Origin of the sequence: Pseudomonas sp. PS1(2021) (genome assembly GCF_020405165.1) — a bacterium.
In the GTDB taxonomy this organism is placed as follows: Bacteria; Pseudomonadota; Gammaproteobacteria; order Pseudomonadales; family Pseudomonadaceae; genus Pseudomonas; species Pseudomonas aeruginosa.
On record NZ_CP084484.1, the window covers coordinates 3,198,308 to 3,214,542 of the forward strand.

Annotated in this window: 15 protein-coding genes; 7 read left to right on the top strand and 8 right to left on the bottom strand. The window is 68.1% G+C overall.

Annotated features, from left to right (window positions below; all coding sequences use genetic code 11):
- Positions 1–54: 54 nt before the first annotated feature.
- The 5 genes from LE197_RS15280 (at position 55) to LE197_RS15300 (ending at position 6,281) form a co-directional block, all read left to right on the top strand.
- Positions 55–1,143: an asparaginase gene (locus LE197_RS15280; protein ID WP_003104093.1), complete on the top strand. Its 1,089-nt coding sequence runs from the start codon at positions 55–57 to the stop codon at positions 1,141–1,143.
- A gap of 95 nt (positions 1,144–1,238) precedes the next feature.
- Positions 1,239–3,140, top strand: a complete 1,902-nt coding sequence (locus tag LE197_RS15285) for a sensor histidine kinase (RefSeq protein WP_003115580.1) — start codon at positions 1,239–1,241, stop codon at positions 3,138–3,140.
- 44 nt (positions 3,141–3,184) lie between these two features.
- A complete protein-coding gene (locus LE197_RS15290) occupies positions 3,185–4,462 on the top strand; it encodes a sigma-54-dependent transcriptional regulator (protein ID WP_003082756.1) in 1,278 nt (425 codons plus the stop codon).
- 308 nt (positions 4,463–4,770) lie between these two features.
- Positions 4,771–5,880 (top strand): alkene reductase, encoded by a 1,110-nt coding sequence (locus tag LE197_RS15295; protein ID WP_023109036.1) that lies wholly within the window; start codon positions 4,771–4,773, stop codon positions 5,878–5,880.
- Between the two features lie 194 nt (positions 5,881–6,074).
- Positions 6,075–6,281: a hypothetical protein gene (locus tag LE197_RS15300; RefSeq protein ID WP_003082754.1), complete on the top strand. Its 207-nt coding sequence runs from the start codon at positions 6,075–6,077 to the stop codon at positions 6,279–6,281.
- Between the two features lie 5 nt (positions 6,282–6,286).
- Here the strand turns inward: LE197_RS15300 and LE197_RS15305 are convergent, their stop codons facing one another.
- Positions 6,287–6,910, bottom strand: a complete 624-nt coding sequence (locus LE197_RS15305) for a class I SAM-dependent DNA methyltransferase (RefSeq protein WP_003086873.1) — start codon at positions 6,908–6,910, stop codon at positions 6,287–6,289.
- 325 nt (positions 6,911–7,235) lie between these two features.
- Here LE197_RS15305 and LE197_RS15310 point away from each other — a divergent pair, with 325 nt between their 5' ends.
- Positions 7,236–8,783, top strand: coding sequence for a TerC family protein (locus tag LE197_RS15310; protein ID WP_016263740.1), 1,548 nt, complete (start codon positions 7,236–7,238; stop codon positions 8,781–8,783).
- A gap of 55 nt (positions 8,784–8,838) precedes the next feature.
- Here LE197_RS15310 and LE197_RS15315 read toward each other — a convergent pair whose 3' ends face one another.
- Both LE197_RS15315 and LE197_RS15320 read right to left on the bottom strand, forming a co-directional pair.
- A complete protein-coding gene (locus LE197_RS15315) occupies positions 8,839–9,618 on the bottom strand; it encodes an SDR family oxidoreductase (RefSeq protein WP_003145264.1) in 780 nt (259 codons plus the stop codon).
- A 5-nt stretch (positions 9,619–9,623) separates the two neighbouring features.
- Entirely contained in the window at positions 9,624–10,055 is a 432-nt protein-coding gene (locus LE197_RS15320) for a GlcG/HbpS family heme-binding protein (RefSeq protein ID WP_003082743.1), read from the bottom strand.
- 84 nt (positions 10,056–10,139) lie between these two features.
- Here LE197_RS15320 and LE197_RS15325 point away from each other — a divergent pair, with 84 nt between their 5' ends.
- Complete coding sequence (locus LE197_RS15325; RefSeq protein WP_009876130.1) at positions 10,140–11,048, top strand: LysR family transcriptional regulator; 909 nt, start codon at positions 10,140–10,142, stop codon at positions 11,046–11,048.
- Between the two features lie 3 nt (positions 11,049–11,051).
- Here the strand turns inward: LE197_RS15325 and LE197_RS15330 are convergent, their stop codons facing one another.
- From LE197_RS15330 to LE197_RS15350, 5 genes are all read right to left on the bottom strand, one after another.
- Positions 11,052–12,980: a DNA/RNA non-specific endonuclease gene (locus LE197_RS15330; RefSeq protein ID WP_009314862.1), complete on the bottom strand. Its 1,929-nt coding sequence runs from the start codon at positions 12,978–12,980 to the stop codon at positions 11,052–11,054.
- 91 nt (positions 12,981–13,071) lie between these two features.
- A complete protein-coding gene (gene ilvA, locus LE197_RS15335; protein ID WP_023085061.1) occupies positions 13,072–14,619 on the bottom strand; it encodes a threonine ammonia-lyase, biosynthetic in 1,548 nt (515 codons plus the stop codon).
- Positions 14,616–15,023, bottom strand: coding sequence for a YybH family protein (locus LE197_RS15340; RefSeq protein WP_003082737.1), 408 nt, complete (start codon positions 15,021–15,023; stop codon positions 14,616–14,618). The genes ilvA and LE197_RS15340 overlap by 4 nt, the downstream gene beginning before the upstream one ends.
- 265 nt (positions 15,024–15,288) lie before the next feature.
- Positions 15,289–15,801: a prealbumin-like fold domain-containing protein gene (locus LE197_RS15345; RefSeq protein WP_003082734.1), complete on the bottom strand. Its 513-nt coding sequence runs from the start codon at positions 15,799–15,801 to the stop codon at positions 15,289–15,291.
- A gap of 59 nt (positions 15,802–15,860) precedes the next feature.
- Positions 15,861–16,193 carry a DUF883 family protein gene (locus LE197_RS15350; RefSeq protein ID WP_023109037.1) on the bottom strand — a complete coding sequence of 111 codons (333 nt, stop codon included), beginning with the start codon at positions 16,191–16,193 and terminating at the stop codon, positions 15,861–15,863.
- Positions 16,194–16,235: the final 42 nt, after the last annotated feature.

The window sequence follows — 16,235 nt, forward strand, 5'->3', positions numbered from 1 at the left end:
CTGATTGCGTGCAACGACGATAACCCTACCAACCTACCGACACGAGATATCGCCATGAAGCCATTGCTCCACGCGTTCGCCCCCGGTGTTATGGCCCTGATGCTCCTGCTGCCGCAGGCCGCCCAGGCCAAGGAAGTCGCACCGCAACAGAAACTGTCCAACGTGGTCATCCTGGCCACCGGCGGCACCATCGCCGGCGCCGGCGCCAGCGCCGCCAACAGCGCCACCTACACCGCCGCCAAGGTGCCGGTCGACCAGTTGCTGGCCAGCGTGCCGCAGCTCAAGGACATCGCCAACGTCCGCGGCGAACAGGTGTTCCAGATCGCCTCGGAAAGCTTCACCAACGAGAACCTGCTGGAACTGGGCAAGACCGTCGCCAAGCTGGCCGATAGCGACGACGTCGACGGCATCGTGATCACCCACGGTACCGACACCCTGGAAGAGACCGCCTACTTCCTGACCCTGGTCGAGCACACCGAGAAGCCTATCGTGGTGGTCGGCTCGATGCGCCCGGGCACCGCGATGTCCGCCGACGGCATGCTCAACCTGTACAACGCCGTGGCGGTGGCCGGCGACAAGTCGGCACGCGGCAAGGGCGTGCTGATCACCATGAACGACGAGATCCTCTCCGGCCGCGACGCGAGCAAGATGGTCAACATCAAGACCGAAGCGTTCAAGAGCCCGTGGGGCCCGCTGGGCATGGTGGTCGAGGGCAAGAGCTACTGGTTCCGCGCACCGGTGAAGCGGCACACGGTGAACTCCGAGTTCGACATCAAGCAGATCTCCGCGCTGGCTCCGGTGGAAATCGCCTACAGCTACGGCAACGTCAGCGACACCGCCTACAAGGCCCTGGCCCAGGCCGGCGCCAAGGCGATCATCCATGCCGGCACCGGCAACGGCTCGGTGCCCGCGCGCGTGGTGCCGACCCTGCAGGAACTGCGCAAGCAGGGCGTGCAGATCATCCGCTCCTCGCACGTCAATGCCGGCGGCTTCGTCCTGCGCAACGCCGAGCAGCCGGACGACAAGAACGACTGGATCGTCGCCCACGACCTGAACCCGCAGAAGGCGCGCATCCTGGCCGCGGTCGCGATGACCAAGACCCAGGACAGCAAGGAGCTGCAACGGATCTTCTGGGAATACTGAGTGAACCCTTCCGGCGCCGCCTGCCGGCCGTGCCGGAAAACCGCCCGCTCCGCCGCCCATCGTGGCGGCGGGCTGGCCTAGCCGCGACGACTGTGATGGAATCCCCCGACCCGCCCTGCAGCGTACCTCCGTCACTGACCGTGAAGCCCCGCCTCGTCCGCCAGTTGCTGCTCCCCATTCCCCTGCTCCTGCTGATGCTCGGCTTCGGCTACGGCGGCTACCGGATCAGCGAGAGCGCCGGCATCCGTGCCCTCGCCGAGAATGGCGAACGCCAGCTGGAGCTGCATGCACGGACGGTCGAGAGCGAGATCAGCAAGTACACCTACCTGCCCAGCCTGCTGGAGCTGGAGCGCAGCGTCAGTCACCTGCTCACCGACCCGACGCCATACCGGCGCAACCAGGTCAACGCCTACCTCGAAGGCCTCAACCGCCGCGCCGGCAGCCGCGCGGTGTACCTGCTGGACACCAACGGCCGGGTCCTGGCCACCAGCAACTGGAGCGACCCGGACAGCTACCTCGGCGAGGACCTGTCGTTCCGCGCCTACTGGCAGGACGCGATGAAGGGCAAGCCGGGCCGCTTCTACGGCATCGGCAGCACCCGCGGCGAGCCGGGCTACTACCTGGCCCACGGCCTGGTCCACGGCGGCCGGATCATCGGCGTGGCGGTGGTCAAGGTGAAGATGGACGCCCTCGAGGAACGCTGGGAGAAGGCGCGCCTGGAAGCCTTCGTCAGCGACGAGAACGGCATCATCATCCTCTCCAGCAACCCCGCCCTGCGCCTGAAGGCGGTGCGCTCCCTGAGCGCCGACGACAAGGAGCGCCTGGCGCGCAGCATGCAGTACTACTGGTGGGCGCTGAACGAGTGGCAACCGCTGCAGCGCGAGCCGCTGGCCGCCGGTGTGGAGAAGCTCAGCTTCCCCGCCGATGAGCAGCATCCGCGCGGCGAAGCGGTCACCTACCTGGCGCAGACCCGCGCGCTGAACGACACACCGTGGAACCTGACCCTGCTCAGCCCGCTGGAAGACCTGCGCCGCGACGCGGTGCGCAACGGCATGCTGGCCGCCATCGGTTTCGCCCTCCTGGCATTCCTGCTGATCGCCTGGAACGAGCGGCGCAAGGTACTCGCCACCCGCCTCGCCGCGCGCGAGGCGCTGCAACGGGCCAACGGCGAGCTGGAAGTGAAGATCGCCGAACGTACCGCCGACCTGCAGGCCAGCAACGCACGCCTGACCGCCGAGATCCACGAGCGCCAGCAGGCCGAGGACACCCTGCGCAAGGCCCAGGACGAACTGGTCCAGGCCGGCAAGCTGGCGGTGATCGGGCAGATGTCCACCAGCATCGCCCACGAACTCAACCAACCGCTGGCGGCGCTGCGTACGCTGTCCGGCAACACCGTGCGCTTCCTCCAGCGCGGCAAGCTGGAGACCGCCAGCACCAACCTCGCCACCATCAACGAACTGGTCGACCGCATGGGCCGCATCACCGCCAGCCTGCGTGCCTTCGCCCGGCGCAGCGACGACGCCGGCCAGGCCAGCCTGGCCAAGGCGGTGGACGCGGCGCTGCTGATCCTGCACGGGCGCCTGGAGCAGGACCCGCCGACCCTGCACCGGCATTTCGACGACGTGCGCCTGGGCATCGACCAGACCCGCCTGGAACAGATCCTGGTCAACCTGCTGGCCAACGCCCTCGACGCCATGAGCGGGCAGGCCGACCGCCAGCTCTGGCTGGAAGGCCGGCGCGAGGAGGAGCGCTACGTCCTGCGCGTGCGCGACAACGGCCCCGGTATCCCGCCGGCGGCGCGCGTCCACCTGTTCGAACCCTTCTTCACCACCAAGCCCGGCGAACATGGCCTGGGCCTCGGCCTGACCCTCTCGGCCAGCCTGGCCACCGCCGCCGGCGGCAGCCTCAGCGTGCAGCACCCCGAAAGCGGCGGAACCGCCTTCGAGCTGAGCCTGTCCCTGGTTCCCGATTCCCCGACTGCGAGTCCCGCCCGATGAACGAGCCGCTTTCCGTCCTGATCGTCGAAGACGATCCGCATGTCTTGCTCGGCTGCCAGCAGGCGCTGGAGCTGGAGGACATCCCCTGCATCGGCGTCGGCAGCGCCGAGGAGGCGCTGCAACGGGTCGACCGCGACTTCGCCGGCATCGTCGTCAGCGACATCCGCCTGCCCGGCATCGACGGCCTGACCCTGCTGGAGCGTCTCAAGGCCCTCGACCCGAGCCTGCCGGTGGTGCTGATCACCGGTCACGGCGACATCTCCATGGCGGTACAGGCGATGCACGCCGGCGCCTACGACTTCATGGAGAAGCCCTTCTCTCCGGAACGCCTGGTCGAGGTCGCCCGCCGCGCCCTGGAGCAGCGCGGGCTGGCCCGCGAGGTCAGCGCGCTGCGTCGCCAGTTGGCCGGCCGCCAGGACCTGGCGCAACGGATCATCGGCCGCTCGCCGGCGATCCAGGCGTTGCGCGAGCTGATCGCCAACGTCGGCGACACCTCGGCCAACGTGCTGATCCTCGGCGAGACCGGCACCGGCAAGGAGCTGGTGGCGCGTTGCCTCCACGACTATAGCCGGCGCCACCAGCATGCCTTCGTCGCGCTGAACTGCGGCGGCCTGCCGGAGAACCTGTTCGACAGCGAGATATTCGGCCACGAGGCGCACGCCTTCACCGGTGCCAACAAGCGGCGGATCGGCAAGATCGAGCATGCCAACGGCGGCACGCTGTTCCTCGACGAGATCGAGAGCATGCCGGTCAACCTGCAGATCAAGCTGCTGCGGGTGTTGCAGGAACACACCCTGGAACGCCTCGGCTCGAACCAGTCGATCCCGGTGGACTGCCGGGTGATCGCGGCGACCAAGGCAGACCTCGCCGCCATGGGCAAGAGCGGCCAGTTCCGCAGCGACCTCTACTACCGGCTCAACGTGGTGAGCCTGGAACTGCCGGCGCTGCGCGACCGCCGCGAGGACATCCTGCTGCTCTTCGAACACTTCCTCCAGCAGTCCTCGCTGCGCTTCGACCGCCCCGCGCCGGAACTCGACCGTGCCACCGTGGCCAGCCTGATGGCCCACGACTGGCCGGGCAACGTACGCGAACTGCGCAACGTCGCCGAACGCTTCGCCCTCGGCCTGCCGGTGTTCAACAAGGGCGGCCAGGCCGTACAGACCGGCGGCCCGCGCTTCGCCGAAGCGGTGGAGGCATTCGAGAAGGCCCTGCTCGGCGACGCCCTGGCTCGCCACCACGGCAACCTGACCCAGGCCAGCCAGGACCTGGGCATGGCCAAGACCACGCTGTTCGACAAGGTGAAGAAGTACGGCCTGCAATAGGCCGGAGCGCCCTCTTCGCCCTGCCCGCCTGGCGCAGGGCGCGATGCTTCATCCGACATTTCTCACCCGCCTGCGATTCCGCTCGGCGGATAACGCCGGGGGCGTTATTCGCCCTACCCGCCTGACGCAGCGCGTCATAGGCCATTCCTCCTCCCTCGGTGCGCCCGCGCTATCCGGGCATTCATGAATTGAACTCAAGTGTCATTTTCCCCGGCAGCTGTTTTTCGCACGAATCGTTCCGCCAATAATGCGCCCACCTTCTTCCAGTACGCCGCGCCGCGGCCGGCCTCACGAGCGAGATCGCCATCATGCTGTTCAGCCCCTATGCCCTTGGCCACCTGACCCTCCCCAATCGCATCGTCATGCCGCCGATGACCCGTTCCCGCGCCGCCAGTGGCGAAGTCGCCACCGCGCTGATGGCCGAGTACTACAGCCAGCGCGCCGGCGCCGGCCTGATCGTTTCCGAAGGCACCCAGATCAGCCGGCAGGGCCAGGGCTACGCCTGGACGCCGGGCATCCACAGCGCCGAGCAGGTCGCCGGCTGGCGCCAGGTCACCGACGCGGTGCACGCCGCCGGCGGGCGCATCTTCGCCCAGCTCTGGCACGTCGGCAGGGTCTCGCACACCTCGCTGCAACCGGGCAACGCCGCCCCGGTGTCCTCCTCGGCGCTGGTGGCCGAAGGCGTGAAGGTCTTCGTCGATCCCCAGGGCCGAGCGCAGGCCGGCGGCGGCGAGATGGTCCAGCACTCGGCGCCGCGCGCACTGGCAGTGGAGGAAATCCGGGAGATCGTCGCCGACTATGCCCAGGCCGCACGCAACGCCCTCGACGCCGGCTTCGACGGGGTCGAACTGCACGGCGCCAACGGCTACCTGATCAACCAGTTCATCGACTCCCAGGCCAATGCGCGCAACGACCAATACGGCGGCTCGCTGGAGAACCGCCTGCGCTTCCTCCGCGAAGTCGCCGAGGCGGTCACCGCGGTGGTCGGCAGGGAGCGCATCGGCGTGCGCCTGGCGCCGCTGACCACCCTGCAGGGCGCGGTCGACGACACCCCGCAAGCCACCTACCTGGCCGCGGCGCGGCTACTGGACGAGATCGGCGTGGCCTACATCCACATCGCCGAGGCCGACTGGGAAGACGCCCCGGCCATGCCGGCGGCGTTCAAGGAAGCGTTGCGCATCGTCTACCGTGGCAGCCTGATCTACTCCGGCATGTACACCAAGGCGCGCGCCGAGGAAGCCCTGGCCAGGGGCTGGGCCGACCTGGTCGGCTTCGGCCGGCCGTTCATCGCCAACCCCGACCTGCCCTACCGCCTGGAGCACGACCTGGCGCTGGCCGACGGCGACCGCTCGACCTACTTCGGTGGCGGCGCCGCCGGCTACACCGACTACCCGAGCCTACCGCAGGCGGCCGGTTGAAACCCCTAGCCGACCGGACCGCGAGCGCGCGGCCGGTTGGCGAAACATGCCGCCACAACCTCGCCTTTGGTCGACTAGAACCCACGGCTGGCGGGACCTAGACTCAATTCGCCAGATATTCATTATTAATAGGCCTGATTTCCTGGACAGGGGGGACCACCGATAGCATCGAGGAACATTTCGAGGAATCCGCCATGAGCAAGTCCCTGATCGTCTCCCTGGCCGCCAGCCTGGTCGTCCTGACCGGTTGCGCCAACCCGCCGCGCAGCGTCGAACGCCCCTACAGCGACGCCGAAATCAAGTCCTACGCCCTCGACAGCCTGGAACGCAGCGACCTCTCGCCGAAGCGCCTCGACCAGTACCGCAGCGTGCTCGGCACGCCGCACCGGCAGACCCTGTAGCGCCTTCAGACGGGGCGCCGCCAGACGCTCGCTAGCCAGGGCTGCTGCTCGCGCGGCAGGCCCGGCGGCCGGTAGTAGTGCTCCAGCTCGACGAAACCGGCTTCCTCCAGCAGGCGTTTCCAGGCCGGGTAATCGTGGTAGGCACCGTAGCGTTGGCCATTCCAGCCCTCGCGGTTGTCGCCGCGCGGATTGGAGCTGAACAGCACGCCGCCCGGTCGCAGCGCTTCGAAGAGTTCGCCGAGCACCCGCGGCAAGGCGCTGCCGGGCACATGGAACAGGCTGGCGTTGGCGAAGATGCCGTCGAAGTGCCCGGCCGGCAGTCGCAGCGCCAGGAAGTTCTGTTGCCACACCTCGCAACCGCTGTCGGCCCTGGCCATCTCGACGAAGCGCGGCGTGCCTTCGAGCCCGACCGGCTGGTGGCCGAGGCGACGGAAGGTGGCCAGGTCGCGCCCGGGACCGCAGCCGAAATCGAGGATCCGGTACGGCGGCGGCCCGTCGATGTGGCGCAGCAGCGCCTCGACGTTCTGGCTCACGTCGTGGCCGCGGGTGCCCTCGCGGAAGCCTTCGGCGTTGCGCTGGTAGTCGGCCAGGGTGGTGGCGGTGATCGCGTCGAAATCCTCGGTGCTCATGTCTGCTCGCAGTGGCGGGGTTCCGCCCAGTCTAGCGCCGGCACGGGTTTCGCCTAAGGTTTTGTAATAGTTTCCCGCTGTGGCGAGGGCCCGCGACACAGTAGGATCGACTTCCCTTTGACTCTCAATGGCCATCATGACCACCCTTTCGGAGCCCCCCAGTCGTCCTTCCGGACAACCCTCCCCGCTTCGCCTTCGCCACCTGCGTCCGCCCCTCGACGCCGAATCCCTCGCCTCGTCCCCCTCCGTCACCGCCGGCTGCCGCAGCCGCGCCGTGCAGCGTCGCGCCAGCGCGACGGCCAGCCGGACCGGGAGGTAAGCGCACATGGAATGGATAGCTGACCCGACTGCCTGGCTCGGCCTGGCGACCCTGATCGTGCTGGAGATCGTCCTCGGCATCGACAACCTGGTGTTCATCGCGATCCTCGCCGACAAGCTGCCGCCGCACCTGCGCGACCGCGCCCGGGTCCTCGGCCTGTCGCTGGCGCTGCTGATGCGCCTGGGCCTGCTGGCGAGCATCTCGTGGATGGTGACCCTCACCGAGCCGCTGTTCGAGGTATTCGGCAAGAGCTTCTCCGGCCGCGACCTGATCATGCTGTTCGGTGGCGTGTTCCTGCTGTTCAAGGCCACCATGGAGCTGCACGAACGCCTCGAAGGCCATGTCGCCCAGCACGCCGGCAACAAGACCTACGCGCTGTTCTGGCCGATCGTCGCGCAGATCGTGGTGCTCGACGCGGTGTTCTCGCTCGACGCGGTGATCACCGCGGTGGGCATGGTCGAGCACCTGGAAGTGATGATGATCGCGGTGATCGTCTCCATCGGCCTGATGATCGTCGCCAGCAAGCCGCTGACCCGCTTCGTCAATCGTCACCCGACGGTGATCATGCTGTGCCTGGGCTTCCTGATGATGATCGGCTTCAGCCTGACTGCCGAGGGCCTGGGCTTCCATATCCCGAAAGGCTACCTGTACGCGGCCATCGGCTTCTCGATCCTCATCGAGGTGTTCAACCAGGTCGCCCGCAAGCGCCGCAAGAAGAGCCTGCAGGGCCACCGCCCGCTGCGCGCGCGTACCGCCCATGCGGTGCTGCGCCTGCTCGGCGGCCAGCGCCTGGAGGCCGACGAGGTCGGCGAGGAAGTCGCCGACCTGTTCGAGGAGGGCGACGACCAGGTGGTCTTCGACCGCCGCGAGCGGGTGATGATCAGCGGCGTGCTGCAATTGGCCGAGAAGCCCATCCGCAGCCTGATGACGGTACGCGCCGAGGTCGACTGCATCGACCTCGACAGCGGCCGCGAGGCGATCCGCGCGGCGCTGCTCGAATCGTCCTACTCGCGCCTGCCGCTGGTGCGCGACGGGCGCGTCGAGGAGCCGCTGGGCTACGTGCACAAGAAGGAACTGCTCAAGGAGCTGCTCGCCGGCGCCCAGCCGGACCTGGAAAGCCTGGCCCGCCAGCCGCTCAACCTGTTGCAGGACTGCTCGATCCTCAACGCCCTGGAGCAGATGCGCGAGGCCTCGACCCACGTGGCCTTCGTGGTCAACGAGTTCGGCGAATTCATCGGCCTGCTGACCCTGACCGACATTCTCGAATCCATCGCCGGCGAGCTGCCCGACGCCAGCGAGATCGACGGTCCGGACGTGGTCGAGGAGAACGACGGCTATCTGGTCAGCGGTGCCATGAACCTCAGCCAGGTGCATCGACGCGTGGGGTTCGACGCGCGCGCCACGGAGGACTACCAGACCCTCGCCGGGCTGGTGATGAGCCTGCTCGACCGCCTGCCGGTGATCGGCGACCGCCTGCAGTGGCAGGACTGGGAACTGCGGGTGGTGGAAGTGGAAGAACGCCGGGTGACCCGGGTCCTGCTGCGCAGGGGCTGAGTGAAGCGGCGGCCGCCGATCCGGCCGCCGCCCTCCCCGGCGCAGCGGCAGACCGCTACAGGCGGCGCTGCCAGGCCTGCACCTGCTCGTCCTTCACCACCTCGACGAAAGCTTCCGGCAACAGGGTGCGGAACGGTCCTTCGTCGGCCTCGGCCAGCTCGACCATCCGCGCGATCATTTCCTCCGGATCGTACTGCTCGAAGGGAAAGCGCACGCCGCTGTGGTCGGTGAAGTGACGCTGCGGGTCGTACCAGCGTTTCCAGGTTTCCATCATGCGATCGTTGAAACCGGTCTGGTACGGGCCGGGATTGATGGTGCCGACCTGGATGCCGAACGGCTTCAGCTCGGCATGCAGGGCCTCGGCGAAGGCCTCCAGGGCATGCTTGGAGGCGCAGTAGGGGCCGGTATAGGGACCGGTGATCAGGCCGGCGATGGACGACACGAAGAGCACCTTGCCGCCACGCTTCTGCTCGACCATGCGCCGGACGAAACCCTGGGTCAGTTCCAGGTTGGCGAACACGTTGGTCTCGAACAGCGCGCGCACCAGTTCCAGCGGGATCTCCGCGCTGGCCCCGGCCTCGGCGCTGCCGGCGTTGTTCAGCAGCACGTCGATATCCCATTCCCAGGCGCGTTCGCGATCGGCGGCGACGGTGATGTCGAGGGTTTCCACCCGCAGCGGGACGCCACGCCGCCCGGCCTCTTCGCGCAGGTCGGCGGCCTGCCCGGCGCCGCGCACGCCGGCGATCGTCCGATGGCCGCGGGCGGCCAGGCGCAACGCCACTTCCCGACCGAAGCCGCTGCCGGCCCCGGTCACCAGGATTCGCTTCTGCTTCATCTCGATTACCTCTGGATTGTTGCCATGGCCACGGCGGCCTCGGCGATGGATTGGTCCTGGGCCGCGCTGGCGCCGGAGACGCCGACGCCACCCAGGCAGGAACCGCCGGCATCGCCCAGCGGCATGCCGCCGGCGAAGCAGGCCAGCCCGCCGTTGCTCTGCTCGATGCTCCACAACGGCTGGCCCGGCCCGGCGAGTCGGCCCAGCTCGCCGCTGGGCAGGCGGAACAGCGCGGCGCTGCGCGCCTTGCGCTGGGCCAGGTCGATGGCACCGGGAACGCTGTCGTCCATCCGTACGAACGCCAGCAGGTTGGCATGGGCGTCGACCACCGCGACGCAGACCGCCAGGCGCTGCCGCTGCGCTTCGGCAATGGCCGCCGCGATGCAGCGTTGGGCATGTTGCAGAGACAGGTGGGTAGACATGGCCGGCGTCCTCATCGAGTGCTTGCGGGCCAGTCTAGAAAGGTCGAAGCTTTAACAGAACCGGCCTTCTCCTACGTAGACTTTCAAGTTTTTCTAACAATGAATCGACGCGATCCCCTCGCCGGCCTGCACGTCTTCAGGCAGGTCGCCGACACCGGCAGCTTCACCCGCGCCGCCGCCCTGCTCGGGGTGACGCCGGCAGCGGTGAGCCAGGCGATCAACCAACTGGAAGCCGAGCTGCGTCTCAAGCTGTTCCACCGCACCACCCGCGGGGTCAGCCTGAGCGAGGCCGGGCAGCGCTACCACGAACAGACCGAACAGCCCTACCGCGACCTGGTGCGCGCCCGCGAAGCGCTCGGCGAAAGCCTCGCGGAACCCTCCGGGCAGCTGCGCATCAGCGCCCTGCACCTGGCGAAGAACCTGGTGATCGCACCGATGCTCAACGAGTTCGTGCGACGCTACCCGAAGGTACAACTGGAGATCCGCTACGAGGACCAGTTGGTGGATATCGTCAGGGAACGACTGGATGCCGGCATCCGCCTGGCCGACGCCCTGCAGCCGGGCATGGTCGGGGTGCAACTGACAGCGCCGCTGGCGTGCCTGCTGGTGGCCACTCCGACCTACCTCGCCGAGTACGGTACGCCGGCCAGCGTCGCCGACCTCGATGGGCATGCCGCCGTGCGCTTCCGTTTCCCGCGCAGCGGCCGCCTGCACAAGTGGCGCTTGCGGGAAGACGGGCGGGAACTGGAAGTGGACCTGCCGGCACGCTTCGTCAGCACCGACACCGAGGCGATCATCGAGGCGGCCCGCGCCGGCGCAGGGATCGCCCAGGCATTCATCCGCGAGCGGGTCGCCGCGGACCTCGCCGCCGGGCGCCTGGTGGAAGTGCTGCCTGGCAGTTGCCTGCCGCTGCCGCCGATGTGGCTGTATTACCTGAACCGCCGCCACGTACCGGCCAAGCTGCGCGCCTTCATCGAACTGCTACGCGAGTGGCGGCAGCCGGCCTGAACCTCAGCGGCCCTTGCCGGCCGGCCCCGGCCGGCTCAGCAGGAGGTCGTCCGGTCCGTCGATCTCGATGAAGCGACCGCTTTCCAGCGCCTCCTCCAGCGGCGTGCCGGCGAGCACGTCGGCCTTGCGCAGGGCGCTGGAGAAACGCAGGTCGGCGCTGGCCTCGACCTTCGCCAACGGCACCTGGTAGGTCTTGAACGCACCGTAGCGGAAGCCTTCGCTGGGCATCATCCCTTCCTGCCCCAGCAGGTAGGCGGACACTCCCAGTTCGCCGCTGTCGGCGTCGATCATCGCCACCACCTTCCAGAACTCCAGCGGCACCTGCACGCCCTGGTAGAGCGGATCGTCGTCGCGGAACACCGGGCCGGTGAACACCGAGATGCGGAAGCCCTCGCTCCTGGCGTTCTGCAGCACGTAGTCCTCCAGCGACAGCCAGCTGCGCTGGTTGAGCTGCGCCACCTGGGGCACCGCGTTGGTATAGACGAAGGTGTCGTCCTCGGCCTGCCGGGCGATGGCATCGCTGTCGCCCCAGCCGGGATCCTCGCGACGCACCATGTGGCCCTTGTCGAACGAAGCCGGACCGTAGAAGTCCTTGTGTCCGACCTGCGCGGCCGCCTCGATGCGCGGGTCGAAGCCCCAGGAATCCTTGCGCTTGAGCGAACGCTTGAGCGCGCCGTCGATATTCACCGCGGTGAGGATCGGCAAGCGCCGGCTGGCGCTCATCACCACCGAGAAATGCAGATAGTCCAGGCGCGTGCCCTTGCCCACCGGCAGCACCTGGTGGCTCTTGCCCGGCTTGGGCAAGGTCGCCTTCGGCCCGAGGAAGGCCTCGTCGAAGCCCTTGCGCTCGGCCAGGTCGGCGACGCTGCGCTGCTTTTCCTGGAAGCGCGGCGCGCCGCGCTTCAGCTCCGCCCCGGCCACCGGCACCCAGGCGCGACGCGCCAGCAGGCTGCGGATCACGCTGGCCTTCACCGCATAGTTGGTCTTGCGGAACTGGCCGCCGAAGTGCAGGCCGACCACCTCGCCGCCGTCGATCGAAAGCACCGCCGAGCCGGAATTGCCGCCCAGGGTCGAGCAGTCGTGGGTCAGGTACCAGGCGTCATGGGGCAATCCCACGACTTCGCCGGGAGCGAAGCGCTTGACGTCGTAGATGTTGCCGAAGATATCTTCCATCGCCCCGGCGTCGTTGCGGCTGTCGCGCGCCGGATAGCCGACCACCGCCACCGCCTGGCGCGGCTCGGCATCCTGGCGCGCGAGGACCAGCGGCGGCGGCAGCAGGTCGCCCTTCACTACCTGGAGGATCGCCATGTCCGGCGCCTCGGAGACGTCCGGGGCGATCCACAGGACCCGCGCGATCACATGCTCGTCGCTTTCCGGTTGGCGGTATTCCTCGCGGAAGTCCACGCGGGTGCGCACCTGCTTGCCGGCCTGGTTGAGACGGAAGCGGAACAGGCTGCCCTGGCGCTCGGCGAACAGGCTGGCGACATGCCGGTTGGTGACGATCAGGTCGTCCTCGATGCGCCAGCCGGTACCGCACCAGTCCATGCTGTCGTGGTCGATCAGTTCCAGCCGACCGACCGAGCGGATCGGCGTGGCCAGCGCGGCGCGATGCTTCTTCAGGCGCTGCTCCAGGCCGGCCAGCGGCGCTTCGTCGAAGATACCGTTCTTCACCAGCAGCACCGGCCGGCTCTTGAGCAGGACGATCGCCTCGCTGAAGCGCCGCGAGTCGAAGAACGAGGCGTCGGATTCCGGCGACACGCTCTTGCCCAGGTGGTCGGCGATCTGCTCGCGGCTGGCGTTGTACGCCGGCACGTTGCTCCACTCACCGCGGGCGGCGAGGTGGGCGAGTTCCTCGCGGGTGCCCTTTTCCTTCAGTACCGAGCAGACCCGCAGTTCTTCCGGCGTGGCCCGCCGGGGGTTGCGCTTGCGCATGGCCATGTCCCTCGCTGGGCGGATATCCCTGGCAGGAGTCTAGCCGAGGGACATGACAGGGCCATGTCCCGCTGGCGCACCGCCGCGCAGCTCAACCGGCGAACAGCCGGTAGGCCGGGTTGTGGGTTTCCTCCCAGTACGGATAGCCGATGGCTTGCAACGCCGCCTCCAGCTCGCCGCGCTCCTCGTCCGGCACCTGCAATCCGGCCAGCACCCGACCGTCGGCGGCGCCGTGGTTGCGGTAGTGGAACAGGCTGATGTTCCAGCGCGAGCCGAGCTTGTCGAGGAAGTTCAGCAAGGCCCCGGGGCGTTCGGGAAACTCGAAGCGGAACAGCCGCTCGCGGCGCACCTCGGTACCGTGGCCGCCGACCATGTGGCGGATGTGCAGCTTGGCCATCTCGTTGTCGGTCAGGTCGAGTACCGGGAAGCCCTGCTCGCACAGGCCGGCGAGCAGGTCGGCGCGGCTGTCGGTGAGCGGATGGGTCTGCACGCCGACGAACAGGTGGGCCTGGCGGTCGCTGTGGTAGCGGTAGTTGAACTCGGTGATCTGGCGCCGGCCCAGCGCCGCGCAGAAGGCCTTGAAGCTGCCCGGCCGCTCGGCCACGGTGACGGCGATGATCGCTTCGCGCTGTTCGCCCAGTTCGGCGCGCTCGGCAACGTGGCGCAGGCGGTCGAAGTTGATGTTGGCACCGGAGTCGATGGCCACCAGGGTCTGCCCCTCGGTGCGTTCGCGGGCCACGTACTTCTTGATCCCCGCTACGGCCAGGGCGCCGGCCGGCTCGGTGATCGAACGGGTGTCGTCGTAGATGTCCTTGATCGCCGCGCAGATTTCGTCGCTGCCGACGGTGATCACCTCGTCGACATGGTCCTTGCAGACCTCGAAGTTGCAAGCGCCGATCTGCGCCACCGCCACCCCGTCGGCGAACAGCCCGACCTGGCCCAGCACCACCCGTTCGCCGGCGGCCAGCGCCGCCTGCAGGCAGTTGGAATCCTCCGGCTCGACGCCGATCACGCGAATATCCGGACGCAGGTGCTTGACGTAGGCGGCGATCCCGGCGATCAGGCTGCCGCCGCCGACCGGCACGAAGATCGCGTCGAGGCGGCCGCTGTGCTGGCGGAGGATCTCCATCGCCACCGTGCCCTGTCCGGCGATCACGTCCGGATCGTCGTAGGGTGGGACGAAAGTCATGCCTTCGCGCTCGGCCAGTTGCAGGGCATGGGCCAGCGCATCGGGGAAGGCGTCGCCGTGCAGCAACGCCTCGCCGCCGCGCGCCAGCACGCCCTTGACCTTGAGTTCGGGAGTGGTGCGCGGCATCACGATCACCGCCCGCACGCCCAGGCGCTGCGCCGCCAGGGCCAGGCCCTGGGCATGGTTGCCGGCGGAGGCGGTGATCACCCCGCGGGCCTTCTGCTCGTCGCTCAGGCGCGCGACACGGGTGTAGGCGCCGCGGATCTTGAAGGAGAACACCGGCTGCAGGTCCTCGCGCTTGAGCAGCACCCGGTTGCCCAGGCGCTGGGACAACTGCGGCGCGACCTGCAAGGGGGTTTCCACGGCGACGTCGTACACCGGCGCGGCCAGGATGCTTTCCACGTAGCCGGCCAGCAGGGGTTTGCTTGCGCTGAGGGTCGAGGCGCTCATCGGCTGGCCTCCGCGCTCGCCGCCACCGAGGCCAGCAGGTCGGTGCCGTAGGAGTTGTCCACCGCGCAGCGCCACTGGCCATCGGCCTCCTGGCGGAACACGTAGGTGGCCCGACGTTGCAGGCGTCCGGCCTTCGACTCGATCACCGCCTCGGCCATGACCAGCGCCGTATCTCCCGCCTCGATCACCCGCAGGTCGTGCTGGCGCACTCGCAGGCTGTGCTCGAAGTGCCGGGCGATGGCGTCGAACGCCTGGCGGATCTGCGCCTTGCCGCAGGCGTTGAGGCCCGGCTTGACCACCAGGGTGGCGTCGTCGCAGTAGAAATCCATCAGGGCATCGAACTGCCCGGCATTGATCAGGGCGTCGGCCCGGCCAACGAGGTTCTGGAGGGTCTGGTGCTGCATGCTGTTCTCCCGGTTCGGTGGTTTTGGCCCAGGAGACAGAACGAAGAACCCGCCTCGAGGGCGGGTTCGGAGTGGACGCTGGCTAACCCGCCATAGCTGGAATGGCGGTAATAATGCTGCGGCGGGTAAGCAGGGTCGCGAAGGTCATGGGTATCGAAACTACGGCGCAGGCCCGTTGGCTGTCAAGCGGTCCGGTCGCGCCGGCAGGAAAAAGCCCCTGCCGCGATGGCAGGGGCTTGCCGTTTTGGCCGAACACCGCCGGAGGTCAGCGGGTCAGCAGCACCTTCTGCGGCTGCGAGCCGCTCACGGTGACCAGCTTGGTGACGGTGCCGCCCTCGGTGATGGTCTTGCCATCGCTCTGGGCGCTCCAGGTCAGCTCGCTGGAAATGTAGTAGGTGCCGTTGGGGATGTGGTCGAAGTCGAAGCGACCGTTCTGGTCGGTGGTCGCCTCGCGCACGTAGGTGGCGCGTCGCGGGTCGAGCACCGGCGGTTGCACGTCGGGATCGCGCTTGGCGGCATCGAGGTTGCCGAACTTCGCGTAGTAGGCCTTCATGTAGCTGGTCGCAGGCTCCAGGGTGACCTTGGTGTTGGTCCCCTTCTGGATCGCACCCGACGCACTGGTCAGGTACAGGTCGCCGTTGATCACGCCCTCGCCCACCTGCTGGGTCGCCGCGTATTCATGCTCCGGGAAATCCGGCAGGTCGTTGGGATTGGAGGCGCAGGCCGCCAGGGCCACGGTCATGGCCAGGAGGCCGAGGTTCTTCTTGATCGAAAGCATGGGCAATTCCTTTTTTCAAGCGAAGGTAACGAGTCCGTTGTGCGGCACCGACCGCGTGCTCAGGAGCGACGCCCGAGCAGGAAGCCGGCGAGCAGGCCCACCGCGGTGGTGATGGCCATGGTCTGCCAGGGATTGGCGCCGATATAGCTTTCCGTCGCATCCACCGCGTGGCGGCTGCGTTCGGCCACGGCGCTACCGCCCTTGCCGAGGGCATCGTTGGCCTTCTCCAGCAGCGCGCCGATCCGCGCACGGGCGCTATCGGCCTTGTCGCCGGCGAAGGCGGCGCTGTCGGCGAGCATGCTGTTGGCTTCGGAGAGCAGTTCCTGCAGCTCGCTGTAGCTCTGGTGCTGGATCTGCTCGAGGTTGTCTTTCACTGCGTTTTTGCGTGCCATCGAAGAGGCTCCCTGAAAAATGACTTGCAAAGGAGTTGATAG

Bases quoted from the DNA above. Each gene is read 5' to 3' on its own strand.
- LE197_RS15285 (WP_003115580.1), top strand. From the start codon at position 1,239: ATGGAATCCCCCGACCCGCCCTGCAGCGTACCTCCGTCACTGACCGTG.
- LE197_RS15280 (WP_003104093.1), top strand. From the start codon at position 55: ATGAAGCCATTGCTCCACGCGTTCGCCCCCGGTGTTATGGCCCTGATG.
- LE197_RS15295 (WP_023109036.1), top strand. From the start codon at position 4,771: ATGCTGTTCAGCCCCTATGCCCTTGGCCACCTGACCCTCCCCAATCGC.
- LE197_RS15330 (WP_009314862.1), bottom strand. From the start codon at position 12,980: ATGCGCAAGCGCAACCCCCGGCGGGCCACGCCGGAAGAACTGCGGGTC.
- LE197_RS15310 (WP_016263740.1), top strand. From the start codon at position 7,236: ATGGAATGGATAGCTGACCCGACTGCCTGGCTCGGCCTGGCGACCCTG.
- LE197_RS15300 (WP_003082754.1), top strand. From the start codon at position 6,075: ATGAGCAAGTCCCTGATCGTCTCCCTGGCCGCCAGCCTGGTCGTCCTG.
- LE197_RS15305 (WP_003086873.1), bottom strand. From the start codon at position 6,910: ATGAGCACCGAGGATTTCGACGCGATCACCGCCACCACCCTGGCCGAC.
- ilvA (WP_023085061.1), bottom strand. From the start codon at position 14,619: ATGAGCGCCTCGACCCTCAGCGCAAGCAAACCCCTGCTGGCCGGCTAC.
- LE197_RS15340 (WP_003082737.1), bottom strand. From the start codon at position 15,023: ATGCAGCACCAGACCCTCCAGAACCTCGTTGGCCGGGCCGACGCCCTG.
- LE197_RS15350 (WP_023109037.1), bottom strand. From the start codon at position 16,193: ATGGCACGCAAAAACGCAGTGAAAGACAACCTCGAGCAGATCCAGCAC.
- LE197_RS15315 (WP_003145264.1), bottom strand. From the start codon at position 9,618: ATGAAGCAGAAGCGAATCCTGGTGACCGGGGCCGGCAGCGGCTTCGGT.
- LE197_RS15320 (WP_003082743.1), bottom strand. From the start codon at position 10,055: ATGAGGACGCCGGCCATGTCTACCCACCTGTCTCTGCAACATGCCCAA.
- LE197_RS15325 (WP_009876130.1), top strand. From the start codon at position 10,140: ATGAATCGACGCGATCCCCTCGCCGGCCTGCACGTCTTCAGGCAGGTC.
- LE197_RS15345 (WP_003082734.1), bottom strand. From the start codon at position 15,801: ATGCTTTCGATCAAGAAGAACCTCGGCCTCCTGGCCATGACCGTGGCC.